14 protein-coding genes are annotated in these 15,294 nt (G+C 64.6%); 9 read left to right on the top strand and 5 right to left on the bottom strand.

Features of this window, described 5'->3' with window-relative positions:
* Nucleotides 1-79 precede the first annotated feature (79 nt).
* On the top strand, nucleotides 80-1,402 hold the full coding sequence (gene aceA / locus PSO31014_RS16835; RefSeq protein WP_150552673.1) for an isocitrate lyase: 1,323 nt from the start codon (nucleotides 80-82) through the stop codon (nucleotides 1,400-1,402).
* A 234-nt stretch (nucleotides 1,403-1,636) separates the two neighbouring features.
* On the opposite strand, the gene PSO31014_RS16830 is transcribed toward aceA, so the two are convergent.
* Together PSO31014_RS16830 and PSO31014_RS16825 are read right to left on the bottom strand one after the other, a co-directional pair.
* Complete coding sequence (locus PSO31014_RS16830; RefSeq protein ID WP_017232258.1) at nucleotides 1,637-2,074, bottom strand: universal stress protein; 438 nt, start codon at nucleotides 2,072-2,074, stop codon at nucleotides 1,637-1,639.
* Nucleotides 2,075-2,308: 234 nt separating this feature from the next.
* The gene (locus PSO31014_RS16825) at nucleotides 2,309-3,250 is read right to left on the bottom strand and encodes a LysR family transcriptional regulator (protein WP_150552672.1); all 942 of its coding nucleotides are present in this window, start codon (nucleotides 3,248-3,250) and stop codon (nucleotides 2,309-2,311) included.
* Between the two features lie 119 nt (nucleotides 3,251-3,369).
* Here PSO31014_RS16825 and PSO31014_RS16820 point away from each other — a divergent pair, with 119 nt between their 5' ends.
* The 3 genes from PSO31014_RS16820 (at nucleotide 3,370) to pip (ending at nucleotide 7,099) form a co-directional block, all read left to right on the top strand.
* Nucleotides 3,370-4,077 (top strand): haloacid dehalogenase type II, encoded by a 708-nt coding sequence (locus PSO31014_RS16820; RefSeq protein ID WP_150552671.1) that lies wholly within the window; start codon nucleotides 3,370-3,372, stop codon nucleotides 4,075-4,077.
* A gap of 95 nt (nucleotides 4,078-4,172) precedes the next feature.
* A complete protein-coding gene (gene aceB / locus PSO31014_RS16815) occupies nucleotides 4,173-5,771 on the top strand; it encodes a malate synthase A (RefSeq protein ID WP_150552670.1) in 1,599 nt (532 codons plus the stop codon).
* A gap of 377 nt (nucleotides 5,772-6,148) precedes the next feature.
* Nucleotides 6,149-7,099, top strand: coding sequence for a prolyl aminopeptidase (pip, locus tag PSO31014_RS16810; RefSeq protein ID WP_174976557.1), 951 nt, complete (start codon nucleotides 6,149-6,151; stop codon nucleotides 7,097-7,099).
* A 177-nt stretch (nucleotides 7,100-7,276) separates the two neighbouring features.
* Here the strand turns inward: pip and PSO31014_RS16805 are convergent, their stop codons facing one another.
* On the bottom strand, nucleotides 7,277-9,031 hold the full coding sequence (locus PSO31014_RS16805; protein WP_246176750.1) for a DEAD/DEAH box helicase: 1,755 nt from the start codon (nucleotides 9,029-9,031) through the stop codon (nucleotides 7,277-7,279).
* Here PSO31014_RS16805 and PSO31014_RS16800 point away from each other — a divergent pair.
* The 5 genes from PSO31014_RS16800 (at nucleotide 9,030) to PSO31014_RS16780 (ending at nucleotide 12,902) form a co-directional block, all read left to right on the top strand.
* Complete coding sequence (locus PSO31014_RS16800) at nucleotides 9,030-9,302, top strand: hypothetical protein (protein WP_150552669.1); 273 nt, start codon at nucleotides 9,030-9,032, stop codon at nucleotides 9,300-9,302. The two genes, PSO31014_RS16805 and PSO31014_RS16800, sit on opposite strands and share 2 nt — an antisense overlap.
* A 157-nt stretch (nucleotides 9,303-9,459) precedes the next feature.
* Nucleotides 9,460-10,230 (top strand): tRNA (adenosine(37)-N6)-threonylcarbamoyltransferase complex dimerization subunit type 1 TsaB, encoded by a 771-nt coding sequence (gene tsaB / locus PSO31014_RS16795; protein WP_150552668.1) that lies wholly within the window; start codon nucleotides 9,460-9,462, stop codon nucleotides 10,228-10,230.
* A complete protein-coding gene (gene rimI, locus PSO31014_RS16790; protein WP_150552667.1) occupies nucleotides 10,230-10,709 on the top strand; it encodes a ribosomal protein S18-alanine N-acetyltransferase in 480 nt (159 codons plus the stop codon). The genes tsaB and rimI overlap by 1 nt, the downstream gene beginning before the upstream one ends.
* Nucleotides 10,696-11,760 (top strand): uracil-DNA glycosylase, encoded by a 1,065-nt coding sequence (locus PSO31014_RS16785; RefSeq protein ID WP_150552666.1) that lies wholly within the window; start codon nucleotides 10,696-10,698, stop codon nucleotides 11,758-11,760. The genes rimI and PSO31014_RS16785 overlap by 14 nt, the downstream gene beginning before the upstream one ends.
* On the top strand, nucleotides 11,721-12,902 hold the full coding sequence (locus PSO31014_RS16780; RefSeq protein ID WP_174976547.1) for a DUF1853 family protein: 1,182 nt from the start codon (nucleotides 11,721-11,723) through the stop codon (nucleotides 12,900-12,902). The genes PSO31014_RS16785 and PSO31014_RS16780 overlap by 40 nt, the downstream gene beginning before the upstream one ends.
* Before the next feature lie 25 nt (nucleotides 12,903-12,927).
* Here the strand turns inward: PSO31014_RS16780 and thiD are convergent, their stop codons facing one another.
* Both thiD and lplT read right to left on the bottom strand, forming a co-directional pair.
* Nucleotides 12,928-13,752 (bottom strand): bifunctional hydroxymethylpyrimidine kinase/phosphomethylpyrimidine kinase, encoded by an 825-nt coding sequence (thiD, locus tag PSO31014_RS16775; protein ID WP_150552664.1) that lies wholly within the window; start codon nucleotides 13,750-13,752, stop codon nucleotides 12,928-12,930.
* A gap of 1 nt (nucleotide 13,753) precedes the next feature.
* Complete coding sequence (lplT, locus tag PSO31014_RS16770) at nucleotides 13,754-15,046, bottom strand: lysophospholipid transporter LplT (RefSeq protein ID WP_017234102.1); 1,293 nt, start codon at nucleotides 15,044-15,046, stop codon at nucleotides 13,754-13,756.
* Between the last annotated feature and the right edge of the window lie 248 nt (nucleotides 15,047-15,294).

Here is a 15,294-nt window from a genome sequence, read left to right as displayed (position 1 = left end):
CAAGACATGCCGATTTCAGGACGCGCCGGCAGTCAAGCGTCACCGCTTTATTTGTATCGAGAAACCAGGAGAGATCATCATGACGACACGTCAAGACCAGGTGAAGCAACTCGAGCAGGACTGGGCGAACAATCCGCGCTGGCAGGGCATCAAGCGTGGCTACTCGGCGGAAGACGTGGTGCGTCTGCGTGGATCGATCCAGCCGGAACAAACGCTCGCCCGCCGCGGTGCAGAGCGCCTGTGGCAAATGATCAACGAAGAGCCGTTTGTGAACGCACTCGGCGCGCTGACCGGCAATCAGGCCATGCAACAGGTCAAGGCCGGCCTCAAAGCCATCTATCTGTCGGGCTGGCAGGTCGCCGGCGACGCGAACATGGCGGGTGAAATGTACCCCGACCAGTCGCTCTATCCGGCCAACTCGGTGCCGCAAGTCGTGCGCCGCATCAACAACACCTTCACGCGGGCCGATCAGATCCAATGGTCGGAAGGCAAGAACCCGGGCGACGAAGGATATATCGATTACTTCGCCCCGATCGTGGCCGACGCCGAAGCCGGCTTCGGCGGCGTGCTCAACGCCTTCGAACTGATGAAGGCGATGATCGAAGCGGGCGCCGGGGGGGTGCACTTCGAAGATCAGCTCGCGTCGGTCAAGAAGTGCGGTCACATGGGCGGCAAGGTGCTCGTGCCGACGCGCGAAGCCGTGGCCAAGCTGGTGGCGGCGCGACTGGCGGCCGACGTGCTCGGCGTGTCGACCGTCCTGATCGCCCGGACCGATGCCGAAGCAGCAGACCTGATCACCGCCGACGTCGATCCGATCGATCAGCCGTTCTGCACCGGCGAGCGCACGGTCGAAGGCTTCTACCGCACGCGCAATGGCCTCGACCAGGCGATTGCCCGTGGTCTGGCTTACGCGCCGTACGTCGATCTGGTGTGGTGCGAGACCGGCAAGCCCGATCTCGACTTCGCCAGGCAATTTGCCGAGGGCATTCACAAGCACTTCCCCGGCAAAATGCTTTCGTATAACTGCTCGCCGTCGTTCAACTGGAAGAAGAACCTCGACGATGCGACCATCGGCAAGTTCCAGAAGGAACTCGGTGCCATGGGCTACAAGTTCCAGTTCATCACGCTCGCTGGCTTCCACAGCCTGAACTACTCGATGTTCAACCTGGCGCATGGCTATGCCCGTCGTCAGATGAGCGCCTTCGTGGAGTTGCAGGAAGCCGAATTCGCGGCGGCGGACAAGGGCTTCACCGCGGTGAAGCACCAGCGTGAGGTGGGTACGGGCTACTTCGATGCCGTTACGCAGACGATTGAGCGTGACGCATCGACCACGGCCCTGAAGGGTTCGACGGAGGACGAACAGTTCTTCGACGAGAAGAAGGCAAAGGTCAAGGCAGCCTGACCGGGCTGAGGGAGGGCGCGGTGCGCCCGCCTGCGACGATGCGCGTGGGGGCACATCGTCAGCCGGCGGTGCGACATCGCGCCATGACCGCGCGTCCGGCCTATCCGGTCGGGGCGGCCCTGACTGCGGTCCCGTCGCGGTGAGGGTGCCATGCACGCCTGAACGAGAGGAGGCTCGTGAGCGTATCCCGCTCACGGGCCTTTTTTCATGTGCGGCCGAATTGCCGCGAATGGATCAGCGGTAGACGAGCACCGGAATCTTGGAGTGCACGAGAACACGTTGCGTCTCGCTGCCAAGCAGCAGGCTGGTCAGCCCGCGCCGTCCGTGGGAGGCCATCAGGATGACATCGCATCCGTGACGTTGCGCCGCGTCGATGATGCCGAGATAAGGCGCCGGGAAGGTGGAGCTGTCGCGCTCGAACGGCACGCCCGCCGCCGCGGCGGCTTCGGCCAGCTTGTCGAGATGCGCGCATGCCTCTTCGGCAATGCGCTCGCTGAAAGTGGCCGGCGCTTCCAGTACATACTCGCTGAAGGGCGAATACGGATACTCCGCGAGGCAGCAATAGCCCGTCACCTTCGCGCCGAGCGCTCGCGCCAGTTCGAGTCCGCCCGTGACCGCTTTTTCGGAAAGCTCCGAGCCGTCGGTCGGAATGAGGATGTGGGTAAATAGCATATGACCTCCCGCAGTTGGCGTTGCTGAACACGCGCTCACAGGCTCGCGCAGGTATCACGGTCTTGCCTCCGCTCCGCTGTCCCGAGGCATCCGATGCCATTCTGTGCCATGCCATGCCCTCAAGCCTGCGCATCGCCAGCGGACCCTTCGTTTCGATTCTATGGCTTTGGCGCGACGCAACAACGGGGGCAAACCCGATAGTCCCGATAGTGCGGCGCTGCCGCGTGCCGCCGCTCAGAAGGCCTCGCTGTGCAACGCGATGGGCGCCGCATCGTCTCGCCAGTAGACCGAACTGCTGTAGTGGTGCTTGAGATGGTCGATGAACAGGCGCACACGCAGCGGCAGGTGACGGCGTTGCGGGAAGACGGCGTGAATGCCGATGGGCGGCGCGGCAAAGTCGTCGAGTATGCTCACCAGCCGGCCCGCCCGCATATCGTCGCCCACTTCCCACCAAGAGCGCCACGCGAGGCCGTAGCCGTCCAGACACCAGTCGTGCAACACCGCACCGTCGGTGCATTCCATCGTGCCATTGACCCGGATGGTGACGACCTTGCCGTCCTGCGCGAACGTCCAGCCGCGCTGCTGGTTGGCGGTCGATCCGAAGGCGAGGCAGTTGTGACGGGCGAGGGCGTCGAGCGATTCGGGGCGTCCGTGACGTGCCAGGTACTCTGGCGACGCCACGCACACGCGGCGGTTCTCGCCCAGTCGCAGGGATACAAGGCTCGAATCGGGCAACTCGCCCAGCCGGATGGCGCAGTCGAAACCTTCATTGACCAGATCGACGAGACGGTCGGAGAGGTCGAGCGTCACGGTGACGTCCGGGTGTGTCTCGATGAACACAGGCAACAGCGGGGCAACGTGCCGTCGCCCGAAGCCGGCCGGGGCCGACAGCCGCAGGTGGCCGCTTGCCTTCACCCCGCCCGCCGATACGGTGGCCTCGGCGTTGTGCATCTCGTTCAGAATGCGTTGGCAGTCCTCGAGAAACGCCGACCCCTCGAACGTAAGCGTGACCCGCCGAGTCGTGCGCACGAGCAGCTTCACGCCCAGTCGGAATTCGAGCGCGTCAATGCGGCGTCCGATCACGGCAGGCGCCACGCCCTCAAGTGTCGCGGCGGCCGACAGGCTTCCCTTGGCGGCCACGGCGACGAACGTTTCGATTTGTTTGAAGCGGTCCACGCGATCGATTATGTACGTAAAAGTAAAAGATAAAGTGATTTTTGTGCACTTTTATGTCGTCTGCCATCAATAATACAATTGACGGGTAATAACAAGCGATATCGAGTGATACCCAAGTGATGGCCCCCCGTATACAGGCTGTGATCTTCGACGCTTACGGTACGTTGTTCGACGTGTACTCCGTCGCGGCGGCCGCCGAGCAGCAGTTCCCAGGGCGCGGCGCGGCGCTGGCCGACCTGTGGCGCCAGAAGCAGATCGAGTACACGCAACTGCGCTCGCTCTCGGGCCCGCGCGGAGAACGCTACCGTCCGTTCTGGGACATCACCGTCGACGCGTTGCGCTACGCCGCGGCGCGTCTGAACCTCACGCTCTCGCTCGTCGCCGAGAAGCGGTTGATGGACGAATACACCTGCCTGTCGGTCTTCCCCGAAAACCCGCCCGTGCTGCGCGCGTTGCGTGCAATGGGTCTCAGACTCGGCGTGCTCTCGAATGGCGATCCCCGCATGCTCGACGTCGGCCTCAAGAGCGCTGGGATCAAGGATCTGTTCGAGCATGTGCTGTCGGTCGACGCGGTACGCAAATTCAAGACCGCCCCGGAGGCCTATCAACTTGGCCCCGACGCGTTTGGCGTGCCTGCCGACGCCATCGTTTTCGTCTCCAGCAATGGCTGGGACGCGGCCGGTGCCACCTGGTTCGGTTACCCGACGTTTTGGGTCAACCGGGCCGGGCTACCGGTCGAACAACTCGGCGTCACGCCGCAAGGGATGGGGCGCGATATGCGCGACTTGCAGCGGTTCGTCGAGGCAGTGACGGGAGCGCGCGCCTGACGCCCAACGCGGTGTGAGGCCTTGTGCAAAGCCCCTGAAGTTCTTCCTTGCGGCGCACTCCCCTATATATAAATCAAGATCGTTGGAGATCCCTGATGTCCCTGATTCTGCCCCCCGGCATGCAACTGCATGTCGATGCCAGCACCGATATTCGTCCTGAGTACGAAGCGATCCTGACCCCCGAGGCACTCGCTTTCATCGCCAAGTTGCACCGCGCCTTTGAACCGCGCCGTCAGGCACTACTTGCGGCCCGCGCGGACCGCGCCGCGCGACTCGACGCCGGCGAAGTGCCCGACTTCCTGCCCGAGACTCAGGTGATCCGCGACGGCGACTGGCGGATCGCGCCGCTGCCGGCGGCGTTGCAATGCCGCCGTGTGGAAATCACGGGGCCGGTCGAGCGCAAGATGATCATCAACGCGCTGAACTCGGGGGCGGACAGCTACATGACCGACTTCGAGGACTCGAATACGCCGAACTGGCACAACCAGATACAAGGGCACATCAACGTGCGCGACGCGGTGCGCGGCACCATCAGTCTCGAGCAGAACGGCAAGCGTTACGCACTGAACGACAAGGTCGCCACGCTGATCGTGCGTCCGCGGGGCTGGCATCTCGACGAGAAGCACGTGAGCGTGGACGGCGTGCGCATGTCGGGCAGCCTGTTCGATTTCGGCTTGCATGTCTTCCATAACGCGAAGGCGTCGCTCGAGCGCGGCTTCGGGCCTTACTACTATCTGCCGAAACTGGAGAGCCATCTCGAGGCGCGCCTGTGGAACGACGTGTTCGTGTTCGCGCAGAACACGTTGGGTCTGGCGCAGGGCACCATCAAGGCGACGGTGCTCGTCGAGACCATTCTCGCGGCGTTCGAAATGGACGAGATCCTGTACGAACTGCGCGAGCACAGCGCGGGCCTGAACGCCGGCCGCTGGGACTACATCTTCTCGTGCATCAAGAAGTTCAAGGTCGATGCCGATTTCTGCCTGGCCGATCGCAGCCGCATCAACATGACGGTGCCGTTCATGCGTGCCTACGCACTGCTGCTGCTCAAGACGTGTCACCGCCGCAATGCCCCTGCCATTGGTGGCATGAGCGCGCTGATTCCGATCAAGAACGATCCTCAGGCCAACGAACTGGCGATCGCTGGTATTCGCGGCGACAAGGCACGCGACGCCGCCGACGGTTACGACGGCGGCTGGGTGGCGCACCCGGGGCTCGTGCCCGTGGCGATGGAAGCGTTCGTGAAGGTGCTGGGCGAGCGTCCGAACCAGATCGACAAGCAACGCGACGACGTGACGGTCTCGGGCCGCGACCTGCTGACGTTCCAGCCGGAAGCGCCGATTACCGAGGCGGGGCTGCGCAACAACATCAACGTCGGCATCCACTACCTGGGTTCGTGGCTGGCGGGCAATGGCTGCGTGCCGATTCACAACCTGATGGAAGATGCCGCAACGGCCGAAATCTCGCGCTCGCAGGTGTGGCAGTGGATCCGCTCGCCGAAGGGCAAGCTCGACGACGGCCGCAAGGTCACCGCCGAGCTGGTGCGCGAGCTGATTCCGCAAGAGCTTGCCAACGTGAAAGCACTCGTGGGGCAAGCGGCGCCGACGTACGATCGCGCGGCCGTCATCTTCGAGCAGATGAGCACTAGCGACGACTTTGTCGAGTTCCTTACGCTGCCGCTGTACGAAGCGGTTTGACGGGTTCCGAAGGGGGGCTGAAACGGTCTGACTCGGCTCGAATCGGACTCCCCCTAGGTTGACGCGGCGAGTGCATCGCCGTGCGAATGGGACGATGGCAACATCGTCCCATTTCGTTTTGAGCGCGTGCTTTGTTTTGTCTGTGGCGCCGCGCTACACTGAACTTCGACGGATGGATCCTCGTGCTACTCGTTCGAGTTTCCATGGTCGGCGTTGCGCTTGGGCGCGACGCTGGCAATGCCCCGACCCTTGTTCATGTGAGGATGCCGATGTCGCTCGACTTTCCCGATGATGCCGCCCGCAGCCTACCGAACGGTCCTCGCGCGCAGGGCCATGTGCCGCGGGGGCCTGGCAAGGTCGTGGAGAGTCGCCCGGAGATGCTGCGCGGCCTATACCCGCCGGTCGAGCCGTTCGAGTGCGGCATGCTCGATGTGGGCAATGGGCACCAAGTCTATTGGGAGCGGTGTGGCAATCCGCAGGGCAAGCCGGCGGTGTTTCTGCACGGGGGGCCCGGGGGCGGCTGCTCGCCGGAGCATCGGCGATTGTTCAATTCGGCCAAATACTGCATCACGCTGTTCGATCAGCGTGGCTGCGGACGCTCGGCGCCGCATGCAAGTCTGGACCACAACACCACGTGGGATCTGGTGGACGACATCGAGCGCTTGCGCGTCAAGTTCGGATATGACCGTTGGATGGTGTTAGGGGGCTCGTGGGGGAGCACGTTGGCACTGGCCTATGCGCAGGCGCACGTCGAACGCGTAAGCGAATTGATCGTGCGCGGCATTTTCACCGTGCGCCGCGACGAGTTGCAGTGGTATTACCAGAAGGGCGCATCGTGGCTGTTTCCGGATCGCTGGGAGTCGTTCCTCGCGCCGATCCCGCTTGAAGAGCGGGGCGACCTGATGCGTGCTTACCAGAAGCGGCTGACCCATCGCGACGAGGCCGTGAGGATCGAGGCAGCGCGGGCATGGAGTATGTGGGAGGGCAGCACCATCACGCTGCTGCCCGACGACCGTCTTGCCGAGGCGTTCGGCGATCCGCGCTACGCGATTGCGTTCGCTCGCATCGAGAATCATTACTTCGTCAACGATGGCTTTCTCGCGCCGAATCAGTTGATCGACGGTGCGCGCGGCCTGCGCGACATTCCGGGGGTGATCGTCCAGGGTCGGTACGACGTGGCGACGCCCGCCCGCACGGCGTGGGACTTGCACAAGGCGTGGCCGGAGGCGGATTTCTATTGGGCGCCCGACGCCGGACATGCCTTTAACGAGCCGACCATCCTGCACTGGTTGATCGAAGCGACCGACCGGTTTGCGTCGACGCCGTGAGATCGACGGAGTCTCCTGGCGTCGGTCGATTGACGGCGCTGGCGTTTGCGCGTCGACATCGTGCCATCCGGCGCGCATAAGCAAAAACCCCGGCGTTGACAGTTGACGTCAACATCCGGGGTTTTCTGGTACTAGCGCAGGACCGATGTAGCACCGGTCCTGACCGTCTTAGGCCGTTCAGTCGCCGCGACGCTTGTTGAAGCCGCTACCGCTTCGATTGCTGAAGCCGCGATCCTGACGATAGCCGCCTTCGGTCGGGCGCGGGGCGCGACGCTCGAAGCGGTCGGTCGCGCTGCCGTTCGAGAAGCCGTTACCGCCGTTTCCAGCGTTGCCGCCGTTACCCGCGCCGTTCCCTTGGTAGCCATTGCTCTCGCGACGCTCGAACGGCGCACCGGCCGGCTTGTTGGCGCCAAAGCGCTGACCGCCCTGATAACCGCCGCTGCCGCTACCGCCGTTACCGGCGCTGCTCGCGTGACGCGGGCCATTGCTGTTCCAGCGGCTGCCGCCACCATTGCCTTGACGCGGACCGCTGCGGCTCGGGCCCGGACGCTTGCCGCCGGCACCGGCCTTCGGTGCGGCACGGCGCGGTTCGAAACCGGCCACGACATTTACCGGCAGCAGTTCACGCGTGTAGCGTTCGATGCGACGCACCGCGCCGATTTCGGCGTGTGCGGCGAGGCTCACGGCCACGCCACTACGACCGGCACGGCCCGTACGGCCGATACGGTGGACGTAGTCTTCCGCAAACTTCGGCAGATCGTAGTTGAACACGTGCGTGATGCCCGGCACGTCGATGCCGCGTGCGGCCACATCGGTAGCCACGAGAACGCGCACACGACGCTCGCGCAGGGCGCGCAGCGTACGGTTGCGCACGCCTTGCGGCATGTCGCCGTGCAGTGCGGCGGTGTCGAAACCGGCTTGTTCGAGCTGGTCGGCGATCAGGTCGGCATCGCGCTTGGTCGACGTGAACACGATGGCCTGGTCGAGCGAATCGTTGCCGAGCAGGTGTGCGAGCAGGCGATCCTTGTGGGCGCGGTCGTCCACGTAATGGAGCGTTTGCTCGATGTTGGCGTTGGTGCGCTGGTCGGAGCCGCGCGTGATCTCGATGGTTTCCGGATCGCGCAGCAGACGACGCGTGATTTCGCCCATGCGACCGTCGATCGTTGCCGAGAACAGCAGCGTCTGACGCGATGCCGGCGTGGCGTCGACGATGGTCTGGATGTCGTCGATGAAGCCCATGTCGAGCATGCGATCGGCTTCGTCGAGCACCAGCATCATCAATTGCGACAGGTCGATCTTGCCGCTGGAGATGTGATCGAGCAGACGGCCCGGCGTCGCCACGATGATCTCGGGCTGCTTGGCCAGCATTTCGAGCTGACGGGGGTAGGGCATACCGCCGAGAATGCTCACCGTGCGCAGACGGCGCAGTTGCTTGCCGTACGTGTCGGCAGCGGTCGAGACCTGTTGCGCCAGTTCGCGCGTCGGCGTGAGCACGAGCAGCAGCGGTTGGGCGGCCACGCGACGCACGCGCTGGCCCTTGCGGGGCTTTTCGCCCGGCTCTGCCGGCTCGTTGCGCGGATGTGCGGCCGGGGCGCGGCTGTTCAGCTCGCCGCTGGCCTGCATTTCCGCGAAACGGTGGATGGCGGGCAGCATGAAGGCGGCCGTCTTGCCGGAGCCCGTCGGGCTCGACACGAGCAAATCGCGACCGGCGAGCGCGGAGGGAATCGCGCGCTGCTGCACCGGCGTCGGGTGGGTATAGCCTGCGGTGGTGAGCGTCGACAGAATCGCCGCGTTCAAGCCGAGTTCGGCGAACGTGGGCTTGCCGTCGTCGCTGGCTGCCGGAGCGGCATCAACAACAATAGCGTTAGCGTTTTCTTCGGACGAAGGGAAATACGTCTGCGCGAGCGCAGACATCTTGGAAGTTTGTTCCATGAAGCCTCTTGCGGATCAAAAAGGTGATGTCGGGGCGTTGGCGCCAATCGGCAAACCCAATTCGTCGCAAGCAGGAAGCAAATCGCGGATGGGGCAGAAAGCGGATCGAAATCCGTATCGTAAGCCAGGGACGGTGGCGGGTCGTTCCTATCAGGAACGCCAGTACCGGCAAGAACTACAGCGGCTTATCACAGGATTGGGGCAAAACGCAGTTTTTCGTCGCTTTGCAGGAAGTCCAATGACGATCCGCGAAGCGAAGCGCGGATTATAGCAGTGTTTTTGGGGAAGTGCACGTTCGGATTTGCACGGAGTGATGTGAGCCGTCGTCAGCGGTTGGCTACGCGGAATGCGGGATGCCGCATCGGCCAGGGGCGGGTGACCGTCGGTGCCGCTAGGTGGGTCGCCGTCCACCCGATTACAATAGCGACATGTCTTCGATTACGCTTCTTGCCCTCGATACCTCGACCGAATTCTGTTCGGTTGCCGTATACCGTCACGATCCCGCCGACGGCGCTCCGGCCCTTGTGGTCGAGCGCCACCTCGATACCGGCCCGGTCTCCAGCACCCATATTCTGCCCGCCGCCCGTGACGTGCTGCGCGAGGCCGGTGTCACGCTTGCCGAATGCGACGCGATTGCCTTCGGGGCGGGGCCGGGGTCGTTTACCGGGTTGCGCACGGCCTGCGGTGTCGCGCAGGGGTTGGCGTTTGGCGCCGCACTGCCCGTGGTGCCGGTCGGCACGTTGCTCGCGTGTGCCGAAGCGGCGCGCGCATTGCGCGTCGACACACAACGCGTGCTCGTCGCACTCGATGCGCGCATGAATGAGGCCTATTGGGCCGATTACGCCTGGGACAGTGCCACAGGCGACTGGCGCGAAGTCCAGCCTGCGGCGCTCGACGCCGCCGAAGCGGTGCGCGCGCCCGAGGCGGATTTCGTCGTCGCGGGCAATGCCGCGCTGGCGTTTGGCGATCGATTGCAGGCGAGCGCGCGGGCGCAGGCAGTGCTGACCAACGCCATGCCGCGTGCCCGTTACGTCGCGGCGCTCGCCGCCCGCGCCTTCGCGCGGGGCGGTGCCATTCCCGCCGATCAGGCCATGCCGGTCTATATCCGCAACAAGGTGGCGCAAACGACCGCCGAGCGCGAAGCGATCAAACAGGCTGCCGCGCAGGCCGTGAAGGCAAATGCCCCGGAGGTGCCCTGATGCGCCAGACCGGCCCGAACCATTATTCACCGATGACGCTGGCCGATCTCGACGAGGTCGTGGCCGTCGAAGTGCGCGCGTACCCGTATCCCTGGACCCGCCAGAACTTCGCCGATTCGCTCGACGCCGGACATCAGGGCGTCTGCCTGCGCGCGGTCGACGGCACGCTGCTCGGCTATTTCCTGCTGATGCCGGTCGTCGACGAGTCGCATTTGCTCAACGTGTGCGTTGTGCCGGAAATGCAGGGCAACGGGCTGGGGGTGCAGTTGCTTGACGAGGTGGTGCGGGCCTCGCGTGCGCAGGGCATGGGCGGGGTCTTGCTGGAGGTGCGTCCGTCGAACGTGAGGGCGCTGCGCGTGTACGAGCGTTTCGGATTCATTCAGATTGGCCGGCGCAAGGGATATTATCCGGCGAGCGGGCGTCGTGAAGACGCCATTGTGATGCGCCTGACGTGGGAGACCGATCGTGCCGTGGCCTAAAGCGATTCTGGAAGAGTTCGGGCTGTGGCCGGTGTGGATGTCGCACGAGGCCGTGGCCAGGGCGGCAACGGTAACGGCGACTGACGAGGACGGCGACGTAGCGATACGCGTCGAAGCGGCGACCCTTCGGGGCGAAGCCCATGCCGACGATCTGCCACCGTGGGACGTGACGCCGAGCGTCGGCCCGGCGATGGCGCCTGCTACCGCGCGCGTCGCGACGTTGGATGAAGTGCCCGCGGCCCCTGTCCGCCGTGAGTCTGCACCGATGCCGCCACAGACATCCGAGCCGCGTGGGGCCAACCGTCGCACGGAGGACCTGCCGCCCGACGACCGGCCGATGTGGCTCGACAGCGATGGCAGCGGCGATGGCGACGCAGCCGCCGATGCTGCGCTGTGGTCGATCATGTGCGATGCGGGAGAGGCCGCGGCGCCGTCGCGCCCTGCGCTGCCGGGCGTCGAGACACTGGACTGGGAGGCGCTGACGGAGCGCGTCGCCAATTGCCGCCTGTGCGGCCTGTGCGAAAAGCGCACGCAGACGGTCTTCGGTGTGGGCGACCGCGAGGCCGACTGGCTGCTCGTGGGGGAAGCCCCGGGCCAGCAGGAGGATTTGCAGGGCGAGCCGTTCGTCGGTCAGGCCGGCAAGCTGCTCGACAACATGCTGCGTGCCGTGACATTGCAGCGCGGCGAGAACGTGTATATCGCGAACGTGCTCAAATGCCGTCCGCCGAACAACCGCGATCCCGAGGCGACCGAAGTGGCGAGCTGCGAGCCTTACCTGAAGCGTCAGGTGGCACTGCTCAAGCCGCGCGTGATCGTGGTGATGGGGCGTTTCGCCGCGCAGAGCATTCTGCGTACGCAGGCGAGCATCGCCAGCCTGCGCGGGCGCGTGCATGAATATGAAGGCGTGCCGGTGATCGTGACGTACCATCCGGCCTACCTGTTGCGCAGTTTGCCCGACAAGGCCAAGGCCTGGACGGATTGGTGCCTGGCGCGGGCTACCTACGAGGCTGTGTGCGAATCGACTCCGTCCAACACGCCTACGGCGAACTGATCGAGACGCTGCGCGAGGCGCCGGTGCGCGACCTCGCGTGGCTGTTGTTGTCCGCCGATCTGCTCAGTGCCACCCGCTTTCCGGCAGCGCTGGCGCAGTTCGATGGCGTGCAGGCAGTGGATGACGCGCCGCGCCACCCCGCCGCGCCGGCCTCGGGCGGGGCGCCTGCAACGCAGCCCGACATCGCCGGCCCCGTCTCCCATTCTCGAATCCTGCACGACTGGCTACTGGCCTGCGATGCCGACGTCGATCCGTTGCGCGATTTTCTGGCGCGCGGCGAAAGTCATCGCCTGGGGCGCTATGCGGAGCAACTGCTGCATTTCGCACTGCTGCACAGTCCTCGCTTCGATCTGCTCGCCGCCGGTTTGCAGGTGCGTGACGCCCGGCGCGGCAACATGACGCTCGGCGAGTGCGATTTCCTGTTGGCGCGGCGCGCCGACCGTCAATTGCTGCATTGGGAGTTGGCGGTGAAGCTGTATCTGTTCGTGCCGCCTGCGACGCCATCGTCGGGGCTCGACGAGCGGGCCGTGCAGTTTCACTGGCTCGGACCGAACCTGGCCGACAGCCTGGCCGACAAGGTGGCGCGGTTGCTCGATCATCAATTGCGCCTGACCACGGTGGACGCAGCGCTTAGCGCATTGCCCGCGGCCGGGCCGTGGCTGCCGCAGGTCTATCTGAAGGGCTGGCTTTTCCATCCACTTGCGCAACGTGGGCAGTTGCCGGCGGTGGCGTCTGAAGCGCACGGTCGAGGCTGGTGGGCGACGCTCGACGAGTGGTGGGCGCACGCACAGTCGACACAGCGCGCGCCGAGCGCCGCACGCGAACGCACGTGGGCATTGCTGCCGCGCGCGCGTTGGCTGGCCCCCGCGCGCGTTAGCGATTCGTCGGCGTTATCGCTGACCGCGATGCATGCCCGAATCGAGACGCACTGGCGCGAACGCGGCGCCGAGCCGTTGCTGGTCGTGTCGTTGTATCGGCGGGCGGGCGAGGGGGATTGGTTCGAGGATGAGCGCGGATTTATCGTGCCGGATTTCTGGGCACCGCGCGCCCGGCATCGCATCGAGGAATTGAGCGAACGGGCTGACGCGGCCGCGCGTCGCGCGCTGGCGCAGAGTGCCGACGACGGCGCGCCGTCGATCTGAGCCGGCGCATTAGCGCCTCACTCTCTCACCCCTTGGGCCAGACGGCGTGGAAGTGATGCACGGGGCCGACACCGTGGCCAATGTGCAATGTGTCGCTGGCGGCAAGCGCGCCGTTGAGATACGCCTTGGCGTCGCGCACGGTGTCCGACCAGTCGTGGCGACGGGGTCGCAACGCGGCCAGCGCGGCGGAGAGCGTGCAGCCGGTACCGTGGGTGTTGTGAACGGCGATGCGCGGGGCGGTGAACCGCTCGACACCCGCCGCGCTCACGAGCCAGTCAGGGCTGAGATCGCTGGCCAGATGGCCTCCCTTGACCAGCACATGGCGAGCGCCCAGCGCGCGCAGCGCTTGCGCTTGCTGTTCCATCTCGCGTTCGTCGGTCGCCGGCTCGACACCGAGTAGCGCCGCGGCTTCCGGCAGGTTGGGGGTGATCAGGTCGGCCAGCGGCAGCAGTTCATCGCGCAATGCGGCGACGGCGTCCGGTTGCAGCAACGCGTGGCCGCTCTTCGAGATCATCACGGTATCGAGCACGACGAAGCGCGGCTTGTACTGCCGCAATCCAGCGGCAACGGCGCGCACGACCTCGGCATTGCCAAGCATGCCCAGTTTGACGGCATCGACCGTCAGATCCTGGAAAACGGCATCCATTTGCGCAGTGACGAAACTCGCCGGCGGCGTATGGATGCCGGTGACCCCCTGCGTGTTCTGCGCGGTGAGGGCGGTAATCACGCTGGCGCCGTAGGCGCCCAGTGCGGAAAACGTTTTCAGATCGGCTTGGATGCCGGCACCACCGCTGGAATCCGAGCCGGCGATGGTGAGGACGATGGGAACGGACGACTGACGCGAAGACATATCAATGCTTGATTTCGCCGATGAGCGCGACCGAATCGAATTCGCGCTGATTGGCCTGGTGACGCCGCATGACGAGCCACATCGTGCCCGAGACAAACACGCCGAACAGAATGATGACGACCCCCACCGGCACGTTGAACCAGATCAGCAGCGCGTAGAGGCACAGCATGATGAGCACGGAAAGGTTCTCGTTGAAGTTCTGCACGGCGATGGAATGGCCCGCCGAGAGCAAGACGTGACCGCGATGCTGGAGCAGGGCGTTCATCGGTACCACGAAGAAACCCGCGAGCGCGCCGACGATGATGAGGAAGATATAAGCGACGATCAGGTACAGCGGCACTTTCCAATCGGCGCCCCACGGCAGCAGGTCCTTCGAGAAGAAGGCCATCGCCATCACCGCGATGCCCATGGCGATGCCCACCGGCAGTACTGAGAGTGAACGCTTGAGCGGGATGCGCGATGCCGCGGCGATGGCGCCGATGGCCACGCCCACAGCGGATACCGCCTGCAGGATGGCCCCTTCCGACAGCGTCATGCCCAGCGCTTTTTCGGCCCAGCGCAGCACGATGAACTGCAGCGTTGCCCCCGCGCCCCAGAACAGGGTCGTGACGGCGAGCGAGATCTGGCCCAGCTTGTCGCGCCACAACGTGGTAAAGCAGTCGGCAAAATCGGAGACGAGGCGGATCGGATTACGTTGCTGACGCGCGTAGCGCGCGCCCGTGTCGGGGATGCGCAAATTGAACAGCGCGGCAATCACGTAGATGACCATGATGACCACCATCGAGGCCATCGCCGGCGTATTGATGACCTCTGGCGTGCGTTGGAGCACCCATTCGGAAATATGTGGACTGATGAGTGTGCCGCCGAGGACGGTGCCGAGAATGATCGAGCTGACCGTCAGCCCTTCGATCCAGCCATTGGCCGCGACCAGTTTCTCCGCGGGCAGCAATTCGGTGAGAATGCCGTACTTCGCGGGCGAGTAGGCCGCCGCGCCGAAGCCGACTACACCATACGCGATCAGTGGGTGCGAGCCGAACAGCATCATCAGGCAGCCGGCGACCTTGATCGAGTTGCTGATGAACATGACCTTGCCCTTGGGCATCGAGTCGGCGAAGGCCCCAACGTAGGCGGCGAGAATGACGTACGAGAGCACGAAGAAGAGCTTGAGCAGCGGCGTCATCCACTGCGGGGAGTGCAGATCTTTCAGGAGCGCGATTGCGGCGATGAGCAATGCATTGTCGGCCAGCGACGAAAAAAACTGCGCGGCCATGATGGTATAAAAGCCTTTCTTCATCGTTCCTTGAGTCGATCCCGTGCTGCGTAAAACTTGCGTGTCTCGGTTGTCGGTATCCGCAGCGCCCGCAACGGGCTCCCCTACGGAAGAAACCGGGCTTAAACATCGGGGTATCGGCGCGCTTCGGCCAATCAACTGTCGCTATTCGGCCGTATATTCGGCCTTGATGTCCCCCGTGTCGGGCGCCCGGTCGCCCTCGGTCTGAGACCGGTCTTGTTATCGGGAGAAAAATTTCGGCAAAACAAGTT

Source organism: Pandoraea soli (assembly GCF_902459595.1).
GTDB lineage: Bacteria > Pseudomonadota > Gammaproteobacteria > Burkholderiales > Burkholderiaceae > Pandoraea > Pandoraea cepalis.
Note: the sequence above shows the minus strand (reverse complement) of the source record. Positions and strands in the feature narration are given on the sequence as shown.